Below are 16798 nucleotides of genomic sequence, written 5' to 3'. Positions count from 1 at the left end.
TCCCGTCATGATTTGCCCGGGCCGGGTAACGATGACGACGACGGTGTCGCCAGCTCTTTCCCGGTTGTCTGATGGCCTTCCAGTATAAAGGAATCGATCAGATGGTTGAGGCGTTCGGCGTGCTCCTGCATGGCTGACGCCGAAGACGCGCTGCTCTGCACCATGGTCGCGTTCTGCTGGGTCACGGAGTCCATCTGGGAAACCGCCGTGTTGACCTGCGTAATACCCGCGCTTTGTTCGGTGGCACCGGCGCTGATGTCGTCAATCACACCGCGAATGGTGTCGATGCCCTGGGTAATATCGCTCATGCGCTGCTCGGCTTCCTCCACCAGACCAACGCCCGAGCGGGTATGCGCGGAAGACGTTGTGACGAGGTCACGAATCTCGTGGGAAGCATCGCTCGAGCGACTGGCCAGGGTGCGCACTTCCTGGGCTACTACCGCAAAGCCACGGCCGTGTTCGCCGGCGCGAGCCGCTTCGACCGAGGCATTCAACGCCAGCAGATTGGTCTGAAAGGCGATGGCGTCCATTGTTGTCACAATGGCGGTGATTTTTTCCGAGGACGTGTTGATGGATTTCATGGCGTCGGCAACCTGCTCCATGGCGGATTGCCCCTGCCCCGCCAGGTCGGATGTGGACGCTACCAGCGAATGGGCTTCCCGGGCCGAATCGGCGCTGGCGCTGACCGTGGACGTAATTTCATCCATGGAAGATGATGTTTCATGCAGGTTGGCGGCGGCCTGGTCGGTACGCGTCGCCAGCTCCTGACTGCTCCGGGTAAGTTCCCCGGCGGCATTTCCTACGCTATGCGCACTATGCCGTACGTCACGCATTGTTTGCTGCATCCGGGTCACAAAGGCGTTGAACTGCCGGGCCAGCTCGCTGAGCTCGTCCCTGCCGCTGTCGTCCAGGCGGCGTGTCAGATCGCCTTCGCCGGCGGCGATATCCTGCATTGCAGTGGCGGTGTTGCGTAACGGGCGGGTAATGCTGCGTGCCAGCCAGAGCGCAAGGCCCATGCCGATCACAATCGCCAGTGCCGCCACCACCAGGGATGTATTGCGTGCCGATGCCATAGCGCTTTCGTAGCTACTGCTGTCCAGCGCGACTTCCATAACGCCGATCGATTTGCCGGCATAGTCGGTCAGCGGGCGGCCTGTTACCGCCAACGGCGTGCCATCATGTTGGGTATGGTGCACAACGGTTTCACCGGCAAGCACTTTTTCCCGAGCGGTATCGGGCAGCAGGGTTTCACCGGTGGTTGAGGCAAACAGCTGGGCGTTGCCATTATCTTCCAGCACCAAACCCGCTTCAGCACCGTATTCGTCGTGAAACTGCTGGAAAAAGCTGTCGCCAAAACTCATGCCGAATTCCAGCGAGCCTACGTGCTGGCCCTGGGCGAAAACCGGCTCAAGGCCGCGAATGCCCAGGCCGGCAACCCCGACATCCACGCCGGAAATGGCCGTTTGGCGGCGGTTGGTATCAACAATGGTCGGGCGCAGGGATGACAGGTCATCGCCATGCTTTTCCGGCTTGTGAATGCGTAAAAACGACGTAGCGGGCGCCAGGTGAAACTGGAACTGTTTAACGCCGTATTCCTGCTGCAGGCTGTCAAAACCCGGCAGGAACCAGCGTTGCAGCGTGTCGCGGTCACGCTCTGCCAGCGCCTCTTGCACCGGAGGCAGGCCGGCAACAAGATGGCTGAGCGTGCCGGCAAGGTCGGTTTCGCTCTCGAGTTTTGCCATCAGGCTGCCTTGCAGGGCGGATAGCTCGCGCTGTTCGGCTTCCGCAATAACGTGGTTAATTCGCTTGAGCAAAAGCGGAACAATGATGGCAACCACCAGGGCGATAACAAGCGCAAAGCCGCAGGCTACGCGAAAACCAATCGAATAATTTTTTAGCTTCATGATCCGGTAAATCTGTGTCGGGTTCAGAGGAGGGTAGAGCGCGGGTTGGCGATGAAACACAGCACAAGCCGCCCTGGCGCACGGAGCATGAAAAAGCTCGAGCGCTGTGCCGGATGGTAGCTTTTCAACGCGGTAGGGCGCTTGCCCTTGGCAGGGATAAAATCATCCCCGGACAGGCGCGGGGAGAGAATTAGGTGTCCAAGTATATAACATCCAGCAATGGATATATTAAGCGCGCTTATTGTATCAGACGACGTACCCGGGTCCATTAAAGGGTGTGATTGGCTAAAGCTATTAAAGCGGGGTAGCTTGCGCCAGGCTCTGGCCGCGACGCTCGGCGATGGCGTTGAGCGTGCGGACATTTTCCAGATTCTCCTCGGGCAGATGGCCGTCGCGGATGGTTTTGCTCCAGTCGGCGCATCTCCCTGATGTTGGTTGATACGTATAGAACCGCATTATGCGACGGGATAGCCGGGGAATAAGATCGAAGGCGGTGAGCAAAGCAAGGGCCCCGGTCTGGATACCTGCTGTCAGGTGATTCAGGCCGGGGGCCAGGGGTAGGTGAACATTATATGTGCTTAGCGAGAGGTCCTGGCGTTGGCCAGTTTTTCCACGTTCAGCGCAATGGACAGGATGAGGATCAAGCCTTCCTTGGCGAGTGACATGGCAATCACGGAAAAGTAGGTGTAGATCAGGCCTGAAATCAGCACCCAGATAGCGCTTCCCGCCCCCGGACCGTAGGGATTGCCGGCCAGGGTGAAAGCCATGAAAGCCATGCCCAGGACGCTGGCAAGCACTCCGAAAAACCAGGAAAGGAAGATCAGGCCATCCCAGGAGGCGCGGAACCAGTCGAGTACCGGAAATTCGGAGCGCATGGCGTTATCCTCTGTCTCCTGTTTCTTGCGGCGCATATCAGCAAGGCGCAGTGCCGCTCCTTTCCAGATTGACCACGGAATGGTGAAAAAGCGTACGACGCAAATAAGCAGTGCGCTGATAATGGCAGGTGCAATCGCCTGGCCAATATCATTTTCGGTGTGAGGCGTGTTGTTGTCCGGCGTTTGGTCTGTCGACATGGTGCGCTCCCTGGCGTAGGTCAATAATCACGTCCGATGTAAGACGCGGTGATAAACCCGGCAATACGGCCGGGATAAAAGGTTTTCGTGTATGGCTGTCGTGGTATGCGGCCTGGCCGGCTGCACGTTTATCCCATCAAGGCTGCGTTAATATCCCAGGCTTTCCTGCAGGCGCTTAACCTGGCCCTGCAACTCCTCCAGGTGTTCCTGCTTGTCTTCCATGGTGGCCTTGTCGTTTTTCTCGGCTTCGTCTTCCAGCGCGTTCAGCTTTTGCTGTAGGCCAAGCTTTTGGTCGGTGTGCTTTTGTAGCCGACTTACCAGTTTATCGACCGAACGCTGTAGCCGCTGTTGTTCATCGCGTGTGACGTCAAGCCGGTTGCGCGTTGCGCGTTGCTGCTGTTTGATTTGCGCATAAATCTCGCGGAAAAGGGCATTTTCCTGCCGGTCAAGGCGTACCTGCTGTTCACCCTCGTTGATGCTTTTGCGATAGCCACCTCCGGCGTCGCAGGACAGCTTGGTCAACATGCTGGCATCGCTGTTTGCGGCATTACACTGCTCGGCGGTAGTCGCACAGCCGCCGAGAATCGCAAGGCTGGCGGCCAGGGCAATCAATCGGATAAGCATTGCCATCTCCTAGCCCAGCGTCACGGCAGAGCGCATTTCGTAGAGGTCATCCACTTCACCCTGAAGGGCAACAACGCGCTCGTTCATGGTGTCGATTTTCTCTTCGACCTGTTGCATTTCCTGCGGCGACGCCTGCTGACGTTCCTTGTCGGCTACTTCGCGGTATTCGTGGACCGATTTCTGCATGTTGGCAACGTCTTTCTTGAGTATTTCGATATTGCTGTCAATGCCGGCCAGCTGACGCTTGGCTTTTTCCCGGTCAAGCGATTGCGCCTGCATTTTGTCCTGGAGTGCCTGAATGCTTTCGCGGTCGTCGGCAATGACCTGGCGTGCGGTTTGCGTACGCTCGATGACCTTGGCGGTGTCTGCCTGAATATCCTCGCTCATGACCGTCAGGCGCTCCTCGGTTGAGGCATATTCGCTGCGACGTTGGTCCAGATAATAGTTCGCGCCCATGGCTACACCGCAGGCGGCAATACCGGCGGCCACGGCGCAGGCCGTCTTGTTGCTCGAACCGCTGACCATACAGCCCAGCACCCCGGTGGCGGCGCCGCCGGCACAGGCCTGAAAGCCGCTTTTACTGAAAAATTCGGCATCGTTGCCCTGGGTCAGGCGGGTGTCGGCGTTGTTATTGCCTCCGCTCCCGCCGGGTAGCATGCTGCTTCCGGTGCTGGCGCAGCCGGCCAGTGTCAGCGCGGCTGCCACCAGTGAAGTCATGAACAGGTTTTTCCGGATAGTCGCCATTTGAGACATTGGTTGCTTCCCTTTTCGGTGATAATCGCTTGAGATTTTCTGTTATTGGTCTGCCATTTTTTTACAGCTTTCCAGCCAGGCATCGGCAGTGATGCGCTGGTCTTCAAGATACTGACTCTGATGCTGCCAGTAGGTATGAAGATAGGGCTCCAGCTCGCTGAGTTTATCGTTATGCGAGAGCATTTCGGCGAACACATCGACCTGATCGGCGATGCGTGATTGGCCGTAAAGCGTAGCGGACTTGATCAGGCTGCTGGCGTAGTAGTTGCTCAAACCATTCAGGCGCTGGCGTTGTGCCTGGAGTTTTTTCTTGCGCATGCCGCAGCTGGCATCGGGAGAATCGCCTTCGCAGTTGGTCTGGTAATTCTCTTGCAGAAAGTCAAAGAAAACCCCGTCGTCCTGCATTTTGGTGCATAAAAAAGCGCCGAGATTAAGGCTGGAGCGAATGGCCTGGTTGCGGGCTTCTTCCTGACGCTGATTACTGGCGCGAAGCTTCTGTTCCAGGTCATTAAGCTCGTCCTCAAGCTCGCTGTCGTCGACCTTTGATGCCAGGTCGGCCAGCTCGACGGTGGTATCCGCGTCCTGGTTGTCCGGCGGCTGAGCGTCGTCACGACCCAGTGCCTGCCATGCCTTTTCCAACTGCTGGACGCGCTCGCGCGAAGTGAGCGACGGCGCCACCATGGCCAGGCGCATACCGGTTGTCCGTTCGGTATGCGGGGCGGTATCAGCGTAGTAGGAAGCCTCACGACGTAACGAGGTGCGAATATCCCCGGCCGGGCTCAGAAAGTTGCCGCCCCTGACGACAAGGCCACCCGCCTGACCATGCTGGCGGTCGAGCTTGTTAAGGCGGAACGGCTCAAACATCATTTCCGAGGCGTTACCCAGCATGTCGTGCAGGCCCAGCGGGTTGGGTGCCAACAGGCCGGTCAGTTGCAGGTTGCCGTTGGATGACTGAGCACCGGCGTACCATTCGTGGTCCTTGAGGCCATCCGGCATCGGGTAGCGGGTCGCGCGATACGCCGAGGTGTCGACTTCCAGCCCGCCGCGTGCGGCATATTCCCATTCCACCTCGGTGGGCAGGCGCATAAAGCCCGGCGTTCCGTCTTCTTCCGGCAGCGTCCCCCGGGCCTCCTGTCGGAGCCAGAGGTTGTAGGTGTTGCTGATATCCATGGCATCAAACCAGCTCACCGAGGTTTGAGGCAGGCGCTTGCGGGTGGAAAGCTCGGGGCACTCGTCATCGGTCAGCGCGGCGTACTGTAGTTCGGTCAGCTCGTATTTGGCCATCAGGTAATAGCGCGATGCGTCGCTGTCCGGTGCGGCAAAGCTGCCTGCCACAAAGGCCGGGCGGCTATGCTCGGTGTATTCCCAGCCGGTGCCGTCCTGGCCGACCTGAATGGCGTAGTCGTCCAGTGGCTGGGTCGCGGGTACGTAGACCCGTTGAAAGGCCATGGCCCCGCCACAGGGCAGCGGCATGATAATGTCGTCGTCTGCCGGCTTTGGATTATAGAGACGCTCGGGCCACTCGCTTTCGGCTTCGCCACCCTGTGATACCAGAGGCAGTATCATCAGCGTGGCCAGCACGCAGGCGGCAGCGTTTGAGCGCCTGGGTAAAAGACGTGGATAAACGGGGATGCGGCTAGATTTCACGTAGGCTCTCCGCGGGTTGAATCCTGAAAGCACGCGCCACGCCCAGCAGGGCCACCAGCAGGGCCACGCTCAATGTGAGAGCGAACGCGACCAGCAGTTGAAGGGGCGTCATGTGGGTGGCGATGTGGGTCGTCATGTCACTGGCGCGCAGCAGCGGGTTGAACAGGGTCGCACTCAGTGCATAAAGCCCGAGGGCCGCAATAAACGCCGTTATGGCCATCAGACTCGCCTGAGCGACCACGTGCAGGGCAATGCCGGCCCGGTGCAGTCCCAGCAGGCGAAGCACGGCATATTGCTGGCGCTTACGGTCGATGTTGGCCAGAAAGGCCCCCGCCATTGAGGCCAGGCAGCCGATAAGAGCGGTCAGCGCAATAAGGCGAAAAATCAGCCCCAGCATGCGGCTGATTGCCTTGACGTTTTGAATATCGGCCAGGCGGCTGTCGGTATTGATGTGCTGCGCTTCCAGCGCTTTGACCAGCCCTTCAACGGCATCCATATCGCTGGCGTAGAGGCGTGCGCGTGAGTAGTGCACCGGATGGTCATCGCGCTCGGCGCCGGTGGTGACACCCAGCAGGCGGCTGGCATCGCCGTCGCGGAAACGTTCAAGCTCGATCAGGGTGTCGACGTCAATCAATGCGGCGGGACGCGGAAAGCGGGAAGGCGCCAGGCGCTGCAGCACCTGAACCTTCATCGTGCCGCGTTCGCGTTCGCCGTTCAGTCGACGGTTAACCGCCAGTGTGAGGCTATCTCCGGCTTCGGCTTTCAGTTGCCTGGCCGCCGAAGCGCTCAGAACCACGCCATTGCCCTGAGGAAAAACCGTCAGATCCTGCAGCAGCGGATCACCGCTCGCTGACGGAATCAACTCGGCGTTGTCGAGAAATCGGCGCTCATCGTTGTACAGGTCGGCCTGGGCGTTCAGCGAGCGGGTTTTACCCACCGCAAAGCCAACGTCGGGGCGATTTTGCAGAGCATGAATCCAGTCGGCATCGTAACTGGCGGTGGTCAGCATACGTACCTCCATGTTGCGCGGATCGTTGAGCAGCTCGTTTTGCAGTTGCGTGACGACGCCGTGCTTGAGCCCGAACAACAGCAATAATGGTGCAATGACGGCCACCAGCGAGGCGGTAATGCAAAGCGACATTTTGCGTTCGTGCCAGAGGTCCTGTACGGCCAGACGTAATATCAGCGCCGCGCGCTTAGGGAGCAGCGTCAAAACGGCATCCCTCCGTGGTCAATGACGCCACCATCCGGCGTAGCGCAAACTCTGCCACCAGTTCACGGTCGTGAGATACCACGAGCGCGGCCATCTCCAGCTCCTGGACCAGCGCCGTCATCACGCCAAACAGTCGGGCTCCGGCGTGTGGGTCAAGGGCGGCGGTAGGTTCATCGGCCAGCAGCAGGGCGGGCTCATGGGCAATCGCGCGCACAAAGGCACTGCGCTGACGCTCACCAATGGAAAGGGCCGCCGGGCGCTTATCCAGCAGCGGCGTTAGCCCCAGCGTCTCGCAGGCGTGATCTACCCGGGCGCTTTTTGCCGTAAGGCCCAGCAGCTGACGGGGCAGGGCGATATTGTCGCGCACACTAAGGTACGGCAGTAGCCCGCCGTTTTGCAGCATAAAGCCCATATCGCGGGAGCGAACGGTGGCAAGCGCAGCGGCGTCATCCTGTTGCCAAAGTCTGGCCAAATCCTGCTTTTGCCGGCCCAGGGTAAAATGCCCTGGCCTGTCGGGCTCCAGCAGCAGGCCAATCGCTTCCAGCAGTGTGCTTTTGCCACAGCCGCTGGGACCCACCACGGCCACCACCTCACCGGCGTCAAGCCTGAGCTCGGGTAAATGAACCGCGTAGCGCTCATGGCCCCGGCCGCGTGTGATGTACAGATCACGAAGCGAGAGCATGGCCGTCAGGGCAGCATTTCCAGCGGTACCGGATAGACGTTGTCGCGCGCGTCGGCGTCCGGCGCCAGCGAAATCCAACGGTCAACGTCTTCGTTATAGCGCTGGTAATGGCGCAGCTTGGTCGTCAGGCCGCGAATGAAACGCTCCTGCTGGAGCCCGTTCCAGCTGCTCCAGGTGGCTTCATCCAGGTTGAGCACCTCGCTTTGATACGGCAGATCTTTGAGGTATTCGCCCATCAACCCCATCTCGCCCAGCTGTCGGCCGCTGTCTTCGCTGACCTGGTTGGGGTCGGTGCCCGTAGCAGCGGCGACGGAGCGTAGCTGCTCGAACATGTCGGCAGGAGAAATCAGCCCCGTGTTGGCGGCGTGCAGAATCTCACTGACCACGTCGCTCAAGTCGCTGAGTTGTCCCTTGGTCAGGAGTACACGGACCTCGGTCGTGGGCACGTTCTGCTTGATCAGATCGCGGTCACTGATCCAGGCGTTGAATACCGGTGGTGCCTGCGTTTTGTTGCGCTGGCCCAGATAGGCCAGCTGCATGGCATGACCCACAAGCTCGGTGTCTTCGCGCATTTTTTGCGCTTTGCTGTCTTCCGTACCGGTGTTCCCGGCCTGGGTATCTGCTGACGGTTCGGCATTCAGCGTGCTGCCAATAGCTTCATCGCCCATGTAGGCGCTGTGTACCTGGCCGGTAATGGCATTGGCCAGGGCGTCGACACGTTGGCCAAACATTTCAAGGTTGCTGGCATCGACCGGATAATAAAGCGACGTGTTGGTGCCAGTGAAGGTGGAAAGGTTGCCGTATTGGGTGTCGGCGGTCACGTTGTCGCCGCGTTCCTTGCCTTCCGGCGTTTGCAGATAAAGGGTGTAAACCGCGATGCCTTGTCGTGCAGCTTCCAGACGTACCTGGTCGGCATCAAAGCCGGTTGCGCTGCGCGGGTTATCGCCCTCTACGGCGCTGGCATCGGTAATCATCACCACATAGCGCGCGCCGAAGTTGCCCCAGTTGATGTCATCAACTGCCTGCATTACTCCGGCGTAGGCGTCTTCTTCCCAGCCTTGGGTGGAAGCCGTGGCTTCTTCAAGCGAGGCGACTTTTGACATGAAGTCTTCACGGTTTTGCGTTTCGTTGGGATCGGCAAACAGACGCGTGGTGTATTCAACGTCGGGTGCTGCCTCGACACTATCCCGAAACGACACCATGCCAAAGCGCACCTTGTCGGTCAGGTTTTCTTCCTCGAGCCGGCCATAAACGCGCCTGACGGCTTCGCGAGTGCGCTCGATATAGGGCCCCATGGAAATGGTCGAATCAACCACGAAGACGACGCCGGCGTTGAATTCGCGCAGCTGCGATGAGCCGTTGGACGACGAGTCGGCGTCGTCCTCGGCCTCGTCGAGTACATCCTCATCGGCGCTGACCGAGGCGACCTTGAGCAGGCGCGTGCGAAAGCCGGCTTCGGTCATGATTTCTTCGCCTTCCAGGATAGGCAGAAGATAAAATTGCTCCTGCAGATCGACGTAATATTCCGGCTCCCTGGCGACGACGCTCGGGGCCTGGCCGTCCTTTTCCAGCTGCCCGCGTAGCGGTGCCACTTCGCTGGACGGTTCGAATTCGTCCAGGATCGAGGTGAGATCATCGCGCTGGCGAAAAAACATCAGGCGGTCACGGTTGGCCGGGTTGGTAAAGGCCAACGTCATCTGCATTTTCCAATCTACCGTGCAGTCTTCGGGCAGCCAGCCGGTCACGTTGCCGTAGCTGTCCGGCCCTACCTTGAGCCATTTATCACCGTCCTGCTCGCTGCGCTGATAAACATAAAAGCGGCTGAAAGCCGGCAGTGCCTCACCGGGTTTTCCGCCCGGCTGAGGCGTCAATCGGCAGCCAGGCGTAGTAAGCACGCGCTGCTGGAGGTTTTCCTTGCCGGCCATGGTCAGCGGAGCGGTATCGCTGGCCTGGGCAAGGCCGGCGCAGGCGATACCGGCAGCGGCCAGGCAAGGTATCCACGTTGCCCGTGAATGGCGCCACAGCGTGATGGTCCCTATCATGGCTTGAGCTCCTCTATACGGTTGCCGGCATCGGCCTGGTCCGGGTCGGTTTCCAGAGCAGTCTCGTACCAGAACACGGCGGTTTCAGCATCGGCCTGGGGAAAGCAGGCGCTGTCGGTGTGGGTCTGTGGATCAAACTCGCGAGCGTATGCCATGGCGACTGACGCATTGCCATCCAGCGCTTCGTGGGCATACAGGCGCCGGGCTATGTTGCAGTGTTCGCTTTTCATGGCCTGGTTGATGACCGCCATCATGTCGTTGCTATCGCTTGACGTGCAGCTTTGTACAAAAGCCAGCTCGTCGGCGCTTTCCATACTGCTCAGCGAACAGGGAGCGCCTGTTTGTGCCGGGGAACTGGAGGAGGGAGCCTCCGGCATCTCGGTTGCCGTCCCGGGCTCGGATGCCGAGTCCTTTTGATCGGATGTCGTACGGGCGGTGTCATCGCCGCCAAAGCCGGGCTTCCACGAGTCCAATGCACCCGAGCCCAGCAGCATGGCACCGCCAAAAAGCAGGCCCAGCAAGAGCAGGATACCCACCAGAACAAAAGGCCAGACTTTACGCTTTTTGCGCGGCCCCGGCTCGGAGGAAGTGTCGGCAGGTGGCGTGGTGTCTTCCGAGGGCGCTGCCGGCTGTTCTTGCGCCGGTTCACGCTCCTGCTCTTCTTTCTTTTCTTCTATTTCCTCTTCCGCCGGGTCGGGTGGCATTGCCGCCGGCGACAACGTCGTTTCTTCCGCCGCTGTGGTTGGGGTATGGCCGCTGGCGCTGGATGCCATGAGGCCGTCCTTTATCTTCAGCGATGCTTCACCCAATCCGGCCTCATCGGCGCTGTAAAGCACGGCACGATAGGTGGTGTGCGGATTTTCCAGCAGCGGGTCAACAAGCTCGGGGCCTATTTCGGCAGCTTGAGTCCTGTCGTCATCGCGGGTTGTGGCCGGCAATCCGAAGGGGAATGGCTGGCTTTCCCATTGCCCATCCTTTTGTAAAAACAGCTCGTCCTGATTGCGCTGAATGGCCAGGCTTGCCACCGTTGCGCCGTCCCGGACCCCGGTAAGGGTCAGATTGCCGAATCCGGGCGCGTTATTATCCAGCGGGCGAAGTGTGACTTTAGCCATTGATTAACTCCTTGGCGGTCAGCGTATCGAGAATGCCCCCCAGGCGGGCGTTTTGCGCCACGCTCAGCTCGCGCCCGCCGCTATGACCGGCGTTTTCTCGCGTCATGTCGCAAATGCCCAGCAGCCAGTCGCCCAGGTATCGAATGGCCTGGTTGGTTGGGTGTTGGGGAAGTTGGGGTTCGGCTCCCGGTGCAATGCCGTCCTGCTCATAGCCAAACAGGGGCTGGCCACCGTTGGCAGTATTGTGAGGCCGCTGGTCCATGGAGCGCTCCTGAAGATCCAGCCAGGCGATAAAGTCATTCAGGATCAGCTGAGCGGTGAGGACCTGGCGATCGACCAGGCGTTCACGCCGGGCACCACTTTGTACCCGTTGCAGCAGGGCCTGCTGTAGTTTTTCATCAATTTTCAGACGGTTTGCGCCGGTAATGAGCTCGTCGCAGAGGTTTTCTACCGTATGCTGATCCAGCCCCAGCATGGCCAGCAGCGCCTCACGACGCGGCAGTGTGCGCATGTGGTCAACCCAGCGATGGAAAACCGCTCGGGCAAAGCGATGGTCGGCGCCTTCCTGCACTGCTGTTTTCGCTCCGGGTGTTGGCGCAGGCCGGCTGTTCTGACCACCCGGCTGACCGGAGAAAAAACCGCCTGACATGCCAGAGCCGTACAGGTTTTGCGGGGCTTGAGTGGCAGGTGCCGACTCTTCTTCCGGAGTGCTGTGGTCCGCGCTTTCGTTATCGCTTAAATACAGTTCGCGCACTGTGGTTTCGGGCAGCGCCATATAATGCAAAAGCTCGCTGAGCGCGGGGGTTTGCAAGCGCTGTATGAAGTCTTCGGCAAGACGGCGTTTGGCTTCCTGTTCACCATCGCCGTCTTCATGGTACCAACGGCCCAGACCGTGAGTGACCAGGGTGGCAAGGCTATGTTCCAGCTGGTCGTTTATGCGCGCCAGCTTGTAGTCAAGGCCGGCAATACGTTCGAGGTGCGCGCTGATACGTGCCATGCCGCCGTCGCCCAGAGTGAGCATGGCATCCCAGGCATCCGCGGGCCGATGGACATGACGACCGACGCCTGGACTATCGATAAAGGCACGTTTCATTGCATCAAGCGAGTCGGCAGCCTCGGAGGCAAAGGCGTGTTCGCGGCCTTCCCGAATATCCAGAAAGGGAGCTTTCATATGGGGTTTGCGTACCAGGAAAGTATTGTTGAACGCCTGGTCGGGTGCCCACTGTTGCAGCCAGTCATAGCTCTCAAAGCGCTCCAGCAGCGTCATCTTGATCATGCCTTCAAAGCCTTCTTCCAGCTGGGCCGGCGTATGATCAAGCGAGGTGCTGATGCGCTTGTCGAGCATGGTGAGTGCCCAGATAAGTCCGGGGGTACGGGCTCCGCGCTCTTCGGCCGTGGCGCCCTGGGTTTTCCTGATCCAGCGATTGAGCACCGGCCCCACGCTTGACACGTCGCTTTGTTTTTCCGAGCTGGTACATACCACCAGCCCGTTCATTTGCTGGGTATCAGTGTAGCGCTCGAACAGGTAGGCAACCTTGCCGCGTAAAAACAGCTGAGCAATACCGTTTTGACTGCCGGGCTCGCCAATTTCGGTCAGGTTCAAACGGCCGCGATAGCCGGGGAAGTCGAGAAAGTCGATGTCCTCGACCTGGTGATTGCGCGCGGCCTCGGTCAGCGGCACCACCAGTTCAGCGGTTAGCGCCGTTAGCTGTGCGAGCATCATCTCCACCGGCTCCCCCGGACCCTGTTGGTGCACCGGGCAGACCGTCAGGCATGTATCGTCCGGCTGTTCCAGATGTTCCAGGGTATCGACGTTGATAATGCTGCGATGCGGCTGTTGGCTATGCTCGCCGGCAACCAGGCTGGTGAGCGGTGCCTGTACGTCGGTGGTGTGACCCAGCTGGCCCAGCGTGCTGGCGAGGGAGACATAGAGCCGCGTGAATTCGGGCTGTTTGCCCCAGAGAATCGACAGCAATTCACCGCGTTGCCGGACGTCGAGACCGGGAGCCAACTCGATAACACGCGGCCAGTAATGCGCGGCCAGCGCGGCGACCGGTTTGGGAAAGCTATCGTTCAGATAATCCTGAAGATCGACGATATCTTCCGGCGTCATGCCCGATTGACGCTCGCCGGAAGTCCGGGCGAAAGCGTTCAGGTGCTGCTCAATATCCTGAGTCCTGATATCTGCTGGCGTGCCGCGCTTATGGTCAAAATCTTCAAACCAGGCATTGGCCAGTACCTTGACGATATCGACCTCGCTGAACAGCTTGAGCGTCACGGGGAAGTCGCCCTCGCCGGACGGCACGGCACGGCTGAAGCGCGTTACCAGGCCGGTGGCTTCCTTGCCACCGCCTACCGGGTTGATGTCTTCAAGAAAATCCAGATGTTGGCCGCTGTAACGGGTTTCCAGTGCGCCGTTGTCACCGGCAGCCAATGCTGATACCAGGTAGGATTTGCCCGCCTGGGACAAACCAAAAAAGCCGACCGTCATCGGTGTTGTCGCGACATGCGAGAGGCTGGTGGCCAGGTTTCGCTTGCGGTACAGATCCATCTTGAGCGAGTCCGCCTCGCTATCAATACGCGGAGAAAGATGGCGAACATCGTCAATCCAGCTGATCGCTTCGCCTGCGCCCTGGTGCAGGGCGAGCCAGCGTTGCTGGAGGTGTGTCTGTTCAGGGGTCAGTTGACTCATGTGCGTTTTACACTCCCGCTGTCCAGCCAGTAGCTGGTATCGCCCAGCCCGGCGTCGTTAAGGGTATTGAGCTGTAAAAACAGATCGCGAGGGCTGAATGATTTCTCGGTGTCGCTTTCGACCTTGTCAACTTTCAGCTGGTCGCTGATCAGGCTGCCTTTTCCCGCGCGTGTATCAACCGCAAGGGTAACGGTCAGCACCGGCGTATGGCGGCCCCTGGCTTCTTCCTCCGCCAGTTTCCGGCGGCCGCTTTCGCTGTATCCAAGGGTATACAGCGGTGAGGCTGCCCAGCGCTCGGATGACAGCTGGCGAAAGCCCAGGTTAAGCGGGCCGGGCATTTTGAAGCTGGGTACCGTGCCGTCGTCATTCACGGCGGGAAGCTCAATCGCATCGCCGGCTTCGTTGGTCTGGATATTGCAATAAATCACGTCGTCAGCGGGGATGGTGTTATTACCGTCAATCAGCCCGATATGGCGAATGGTGGAGTAGGGATGCAGCCGGCCGGCGCGGAAGAAAAAGCGTGGCAGGCTGGTTTTGGCAGCCATCAAACAGAGCATGGCCCCCACCGATGCCGTGCTTTTGGGGTCCTGAATCCTGCCGTTGCGATGGAAAGGATACCAGCTGCCGGTCTGATAGCCGTGCATGGACAGGATGCGTCCGGGCGGCACCGGCAACAACTGGCGGATGTAGGCCTGAATACCGGGCAGGCGCGAAGGGCGCCCGGTAAGCAGTAGCATGTCGCAATGGTATTGAAAGGTGACTTCGGCGAGGGCATCCAGCGTTTTGCAGATGTTGAACTGCCCACTGAGCAGCGCCTGGTGGATGTTCCACAGGTTTATACTCAGCGAAATATCACGTAAGTCGAAATGGGCGCCATGTCCGACTTCCTTGCGCACGGCATTTTCTACATAGCGCACTACCGCATGGGTGACGGCATGGTCGCCGAGCCTTTCGCCGTAGGTCAGCGTTTCAGGAGGCGTGGGCGCTTCGGGATCAAAGTCTTCATAGTCACTCAGCAGTGCAAGCCCCAGCGGGGTGAATACCTGGAGGTTGAGCTGTTGTCGCAGCACTCGTTGCTGGGCATTTGCGCCGTCCTGCCCGCAAAGCTGTGACATCATGGCATCGGGGTTGGCCACGCCCGCCTGCTTGAGCGCTGCCTTGAAGCTGGGCAGGATAAATTGCTGGATGACATCAAGCAGAATATCGTCGCCGGCCACTCGAAAACCGTCGCGAAAGCGCTGGCTGGGCTCGATAACGACGTTACTGCCGCTGCTGCTGGCATTGCTGCGGTCAAGCGAATAGTCATTGATCACCAGGTCGGTAGTGCCGCCGCCGATATCCACGGTGGCCAGGCGAACCAGCTCGCTGGATGAGCGGTTGGGGCGTGCCAGGGTGCGAAAAAATTCCTCGGGATGACTGGCAAACTTTTCCTGCACTTCCGTATACAGATACACCAGCTGCCCGCAAGAGGCCTCGTCCCACTCGATGCGCAGTTGAGGAGTAGGCACCGTCAGGGCGTGGGTCTCTGCTTCGCTGAACGGGTCGGCCTCTTCTTCGCCGTCATGCCAGCCAAGGCTCTTCCAGATAAGTGCGATAGCCTGGCGCATGCGCGATTCCAGCAGGCTGCGTTCTGCCTGCGGCATGGCCGGTGGGACGGTCAGCGTAATCGAGCGCAATTGGCGCGGGCGGTGCGTGTGGCCCTGTAGCACTCGCTGTGCCGGGCTGTTGATCTGCATCAACGTCTGGGCCAACACCTCGGAAAGCATGAAAGTCATCAGCGAGCTGCGCGAATAGTGGGGCTTGAAGACCGGCATCTGGTCGTCTTCCTCCAACGTATAGAGCGCATTTCCCAGCTCGTTGATCAGGTTGGAGAAGGGCGCCGCCGTTGCCAGCGGCTCGGTTTCGGTGTGGACGTAAGCGCTATTGAAGCGCCAGCCATGATCATAGCGGGTTTCATCCCAGAGATAGCGTTTGGGACTGGACAGCCCGGTGGAACCCTCGGTGCCGCTGCGGCGGCTTGCCAGGCGCCCGGCCTCAATGCCTACGCGGGCTATGGTTGGCCATAGAAAGGCATCGTGGCGGCCGCTTTTGATCGACAGGTGATCCTTGCCGAAAAAGGTTTGTGAAAACTCTATCCGGCTTTCGAACGGCTGACGGTAGAGGCGCTCGGGGTCGAGCATGTCGCGCAGCTCAAGGGTGTAATTGTTTTGCAGTCCGGCGCCGGACTTGCCGTGGTCCTCAATCATGATGCCGCAGGTACGCGAGTTGCCCACGTCGAGCACAAAGTCGACGGGAATGGGGGCATCCGACTGTGCGATAACGCGGAACTCGGGCAAGGTGACCCGCGAGGCACCGGCGTCACCGGTGGTGTCGGTGTGCATCAGGCTCAGCAGGTTGAGGTAGTGGGCCAGGTGTTCGCTCTGATCCAGCGCCGCATCGCGGTCCCGGCTATCCATCTGCGGGTTGGCGTCATGATACAGCTCGGTCAGCCAGGCCCGTACCCAGGCCTGATCGGTAAACCAGCCGGTTTGAGGCGCCTGGTTGGCGATACGGAAACTGGCTCCCGAACGTACGTCCTCGTCGACCGGCGCCAGGTACGCGGTGTTGCCGTGGCGCGGCATGGTGCGGGTATCAAAAGCCAACGTCAGGCGGTGTGTGTGGCCGTGCAGGTCGGGCTTGTCCAGAGCGGCAATGCGCATGCGCGCCCAGTTACCCGGCCCCTCATCAAAACGCTGCGGCGGGCGAAAGCGAAACACCGGCAAGGGCAGCCAGGTACGGTCCAGCTGGCTCAAGCTTTTATCCATACCCATTTCGAACCGGGGGGTTTTGACGTATTCGACCTCACCATCACCGGTATCGTAAAACAGCGAATCGTCCTTGCTGTCCACCTTGAGGCGGGCCAGCGTCTTTTTGGCGTCGTCAAGATACACGAACTCCCCGGCAGCTTCGTTGGCCGGGTCCAGCGTCAGGCCAAAATCCAGAAACTGAACGCCGGAATGGCTGACAAGAGTGACAACGTCTTCAAACGGGGTGATGTCGGGTAGCATAATACAACG

The 16798-nt window shown here is 59.6% G+C and carries 12 protein-coding genes; all 12 read right to left on the bottom strand.

The genetic code is table 11. The annotated features are described in order from the left end of the window. Positions 1-5: 5 nt before the first annotated feature. The 12 genes from C793_RS13960 to C793_RS0112155 all read right to left on the bottom strand — a co-directional run bounded on the left by C793_RS13960 (position 6) and on the right by C793_RS0112155 (position 16789). Positions 6-1904, bottom strand: coding sequence for a methyl-accepting chemotaxis protein (locus tag C793_RS13960; protein ID WP_017431234.1), 1899 nt, complete (start codon positions 1902-1904; stop codon positions 6-8). A 294-nt stretch (positions 1905-2198) separates the two neighbouring features. Next, a complete protein-coding gene (locus tag C793_RS14535; protein WP_156805063.1) occupies positions 2199-2360 on the bottom strand; it encodes a hypothetical protein in 162 nt (53 codons plus the stop codon). A gap of 122 nt (positions 2361-2482) precedes the next feature. Continuing rightward, complete coding sequence (locus tag C793_RS0112200; protein WP_017431232.1) at positions 2483-2977, bottom strand: hypothetical protein; 495 nt, start codon at positions 2975-2977, stop codon at positions 2483-2485. Between the two features lie 147 nt (positions 2978-3124). Further along, positions 3125-3601 (bottom strand): hypothetical protein, encoded by a 477-nt coding sequence (locus C793_RS0112195; protein WP_017431231.1) that lies wholly within the window; start codon positions 3599-3601, stop codon positions 3125-3127. Positions 3602-3610: 9 nt separating this feature from the next. Then, positions 3611-4318: a hypothetical protein gene (locus tag C793_RS0112190; RefSeq protein ID WP_245550226.1), complete on the bottom strand. Its 708-nt coding sequence runs from the start codon at positions 4316-4318 to the stop codon at positions 3611-3613. A gap of 78 nt (positions 4319-4396) precedes the next feature. Continuing rightward, positions 4397-6001, bottom strand: a complete 1605-nt coding sequence (locus C793_RS0112185) for a formylglycine-generating enzyme family protein (protein ID WP_245550225.1) — start codon at positions 5999-6001, stop codon at positions 4397-4399. After that, positions 5991-7214 (bottom strand): ABC transporter permease, encoded by a 1224-nt coding sequence (locus C793_RS0112180; RefSeq protein WP_017431228.1) that lies wholly within the window; start codon positions 7212-7214, stop codon positions 5991-5993. Before C793_RS0112180 ends, C793_RS0112185 begins: the two co-directional genes overlap by 11 nt. Next, entirely contained in the window at positions 7198-7896 is a 699-nt protein-coding gene (locus C793_RS0112175; protein WP_017431227.1) for an ABC transporter ATP-binding protein, read from the bottom strand. Before C793_RS0112175 ends, C793_RS0112180 begins: the two co-directional genes overlap by 17 nt. A 5-nt stretch (positions 7897-7901) precedes the next feature. Next, positions 7902-9938 (bottom strand): vWA domain-containing protein, encoded by a 2037-nt coding sequence (locus C793_RS0112170; protein ID WP_017431226.1) that lies wholly within the window; start codon positions 9936-9938, stop codon positions 7902-7904. After that, positions 9935-11050 (bottom strand): hypothetical protein, encoded by a 1116-nt coding sequence (locus tag C793_RS0112165; protein WP_017431225.1) that lies wholly within the window; start codon positions 11048-11050, stop codon positions 9935-9937. Before C793_RS0112165 ends, C793_RS0112170 begins: the two co-directional genes overlap by 4 nt. Continuing rightward, positions 11043-13742 carry a putative virulence factor gene (locus C793_RS0112160; RefSeq protein ID WP_017431224.1) on the bottom strand — a complete coding sequence of 900 codons (2700 nt, stop codon included), beginning with the start codon at positions 13740-13742 and terminating at the stop codon, positions 11043-11045. Before C793_RS0112160 ends, C793_RS0112165 begins: the two co-directional genes overlap by 8 nt. Further along, entirely contained in the window at positions 13739-16789 is a 3051-nt protein-coding gene (locus tag C793_RS0112155) for a virulence factor SrfB (RefSeq protein WP_017431223.1), read from the bottom strand. The genes C793_RS0112160 and C793_RS0112155 overlap by 4 nt, the downstream gene beginning before the upstream one ends. Positions 16790-16798 lie beyond the last annotated feature (9 nt).

The organism is Vreelandella jeotgali Hwa (assembly GCF_000334215.1).
Classification (GTDB): domain Bacteria; phylum Pseudomonadota; class Gammaproteobacteria; order Pseudomonadales; family Halomonadaceae; genus Vreelandella; species Vreelandella jeotgali.
This window is presented reverse-complemented; position numbering and strand designations above follow the sequence as displayed.

Bases quoted from the DNA above. Each gene is read 5' to 3' on its own strand.
- C793_RS0112165 (WP_017431225.1), bottom strand. From the start codon at position 11,050: ATGGCTAAAGTCACACTTCGCCCGCTGGATAATAACGCGCCCGGATTC.
- C793_RS0112160 (WP_017431224.1), bottom strand. From the start codon at position 13,742: ATGAGTCAACTGACCCCTGAACAGACACACCTCCAGCAACGCTGGCTC.
- C793_RS0112170 (WP_017431226.1), bottom strand. From the start codon at position 9,938: ATGATAGGGACCATCACGCTGTGGCGCCATTCACGGGCAACGTGGATA.
- C793_RS0112195 (WP_017431231.1), bottom strand. From the start codon at position 3,601: ATGCTTATCCGATTGATTGCCCTGGCCGCCAGCCTTGCGATTCTCGGC.
- C793_RS0112155 (WP_017431223.1), bottom strand. From the start codon at position 16,789: ATGCTACCCGACATCACCCCGTTTGAAGACGTTGTCACTCTTGTCAGC.
- C793_RS0112190 (WP_245550226.1), bottom strand. From the start codon at position 4,318: ATGACTTCACTGGTGGCAGCCGCGCTGACACTGGCCGGCTGCGCCAGC.
- C793_RS14535 (WP_156805063.1), bottom strand. From the start codon at position 2,360: ATGCGGTTCTATACGTATCAACCAACATCAGGGAGATGCGCCGACTGG.
- C793_RS0112175 (WP_017431227.1), bottom strand. From the start codon at position 7,896: ATGCTCTCGCTTCGTGATCTGTACATCACACGCGGCCGGGGCCATGAG.
- C793_RS13960 (WP_017431234.1), bottom strand. From the start codon at position 1,904: ATGAAGCTAAAAAATTATTCGATTGGTTTTCGCGTAGCCTGCGGCTTT.
- C793_RS0112200 (WP_017431232.1), bottom strand. From the start codon at position 2,977: ATGTCGACAGACCAAACGCCGGACAACAACACGCCTCACACCGAAAAT.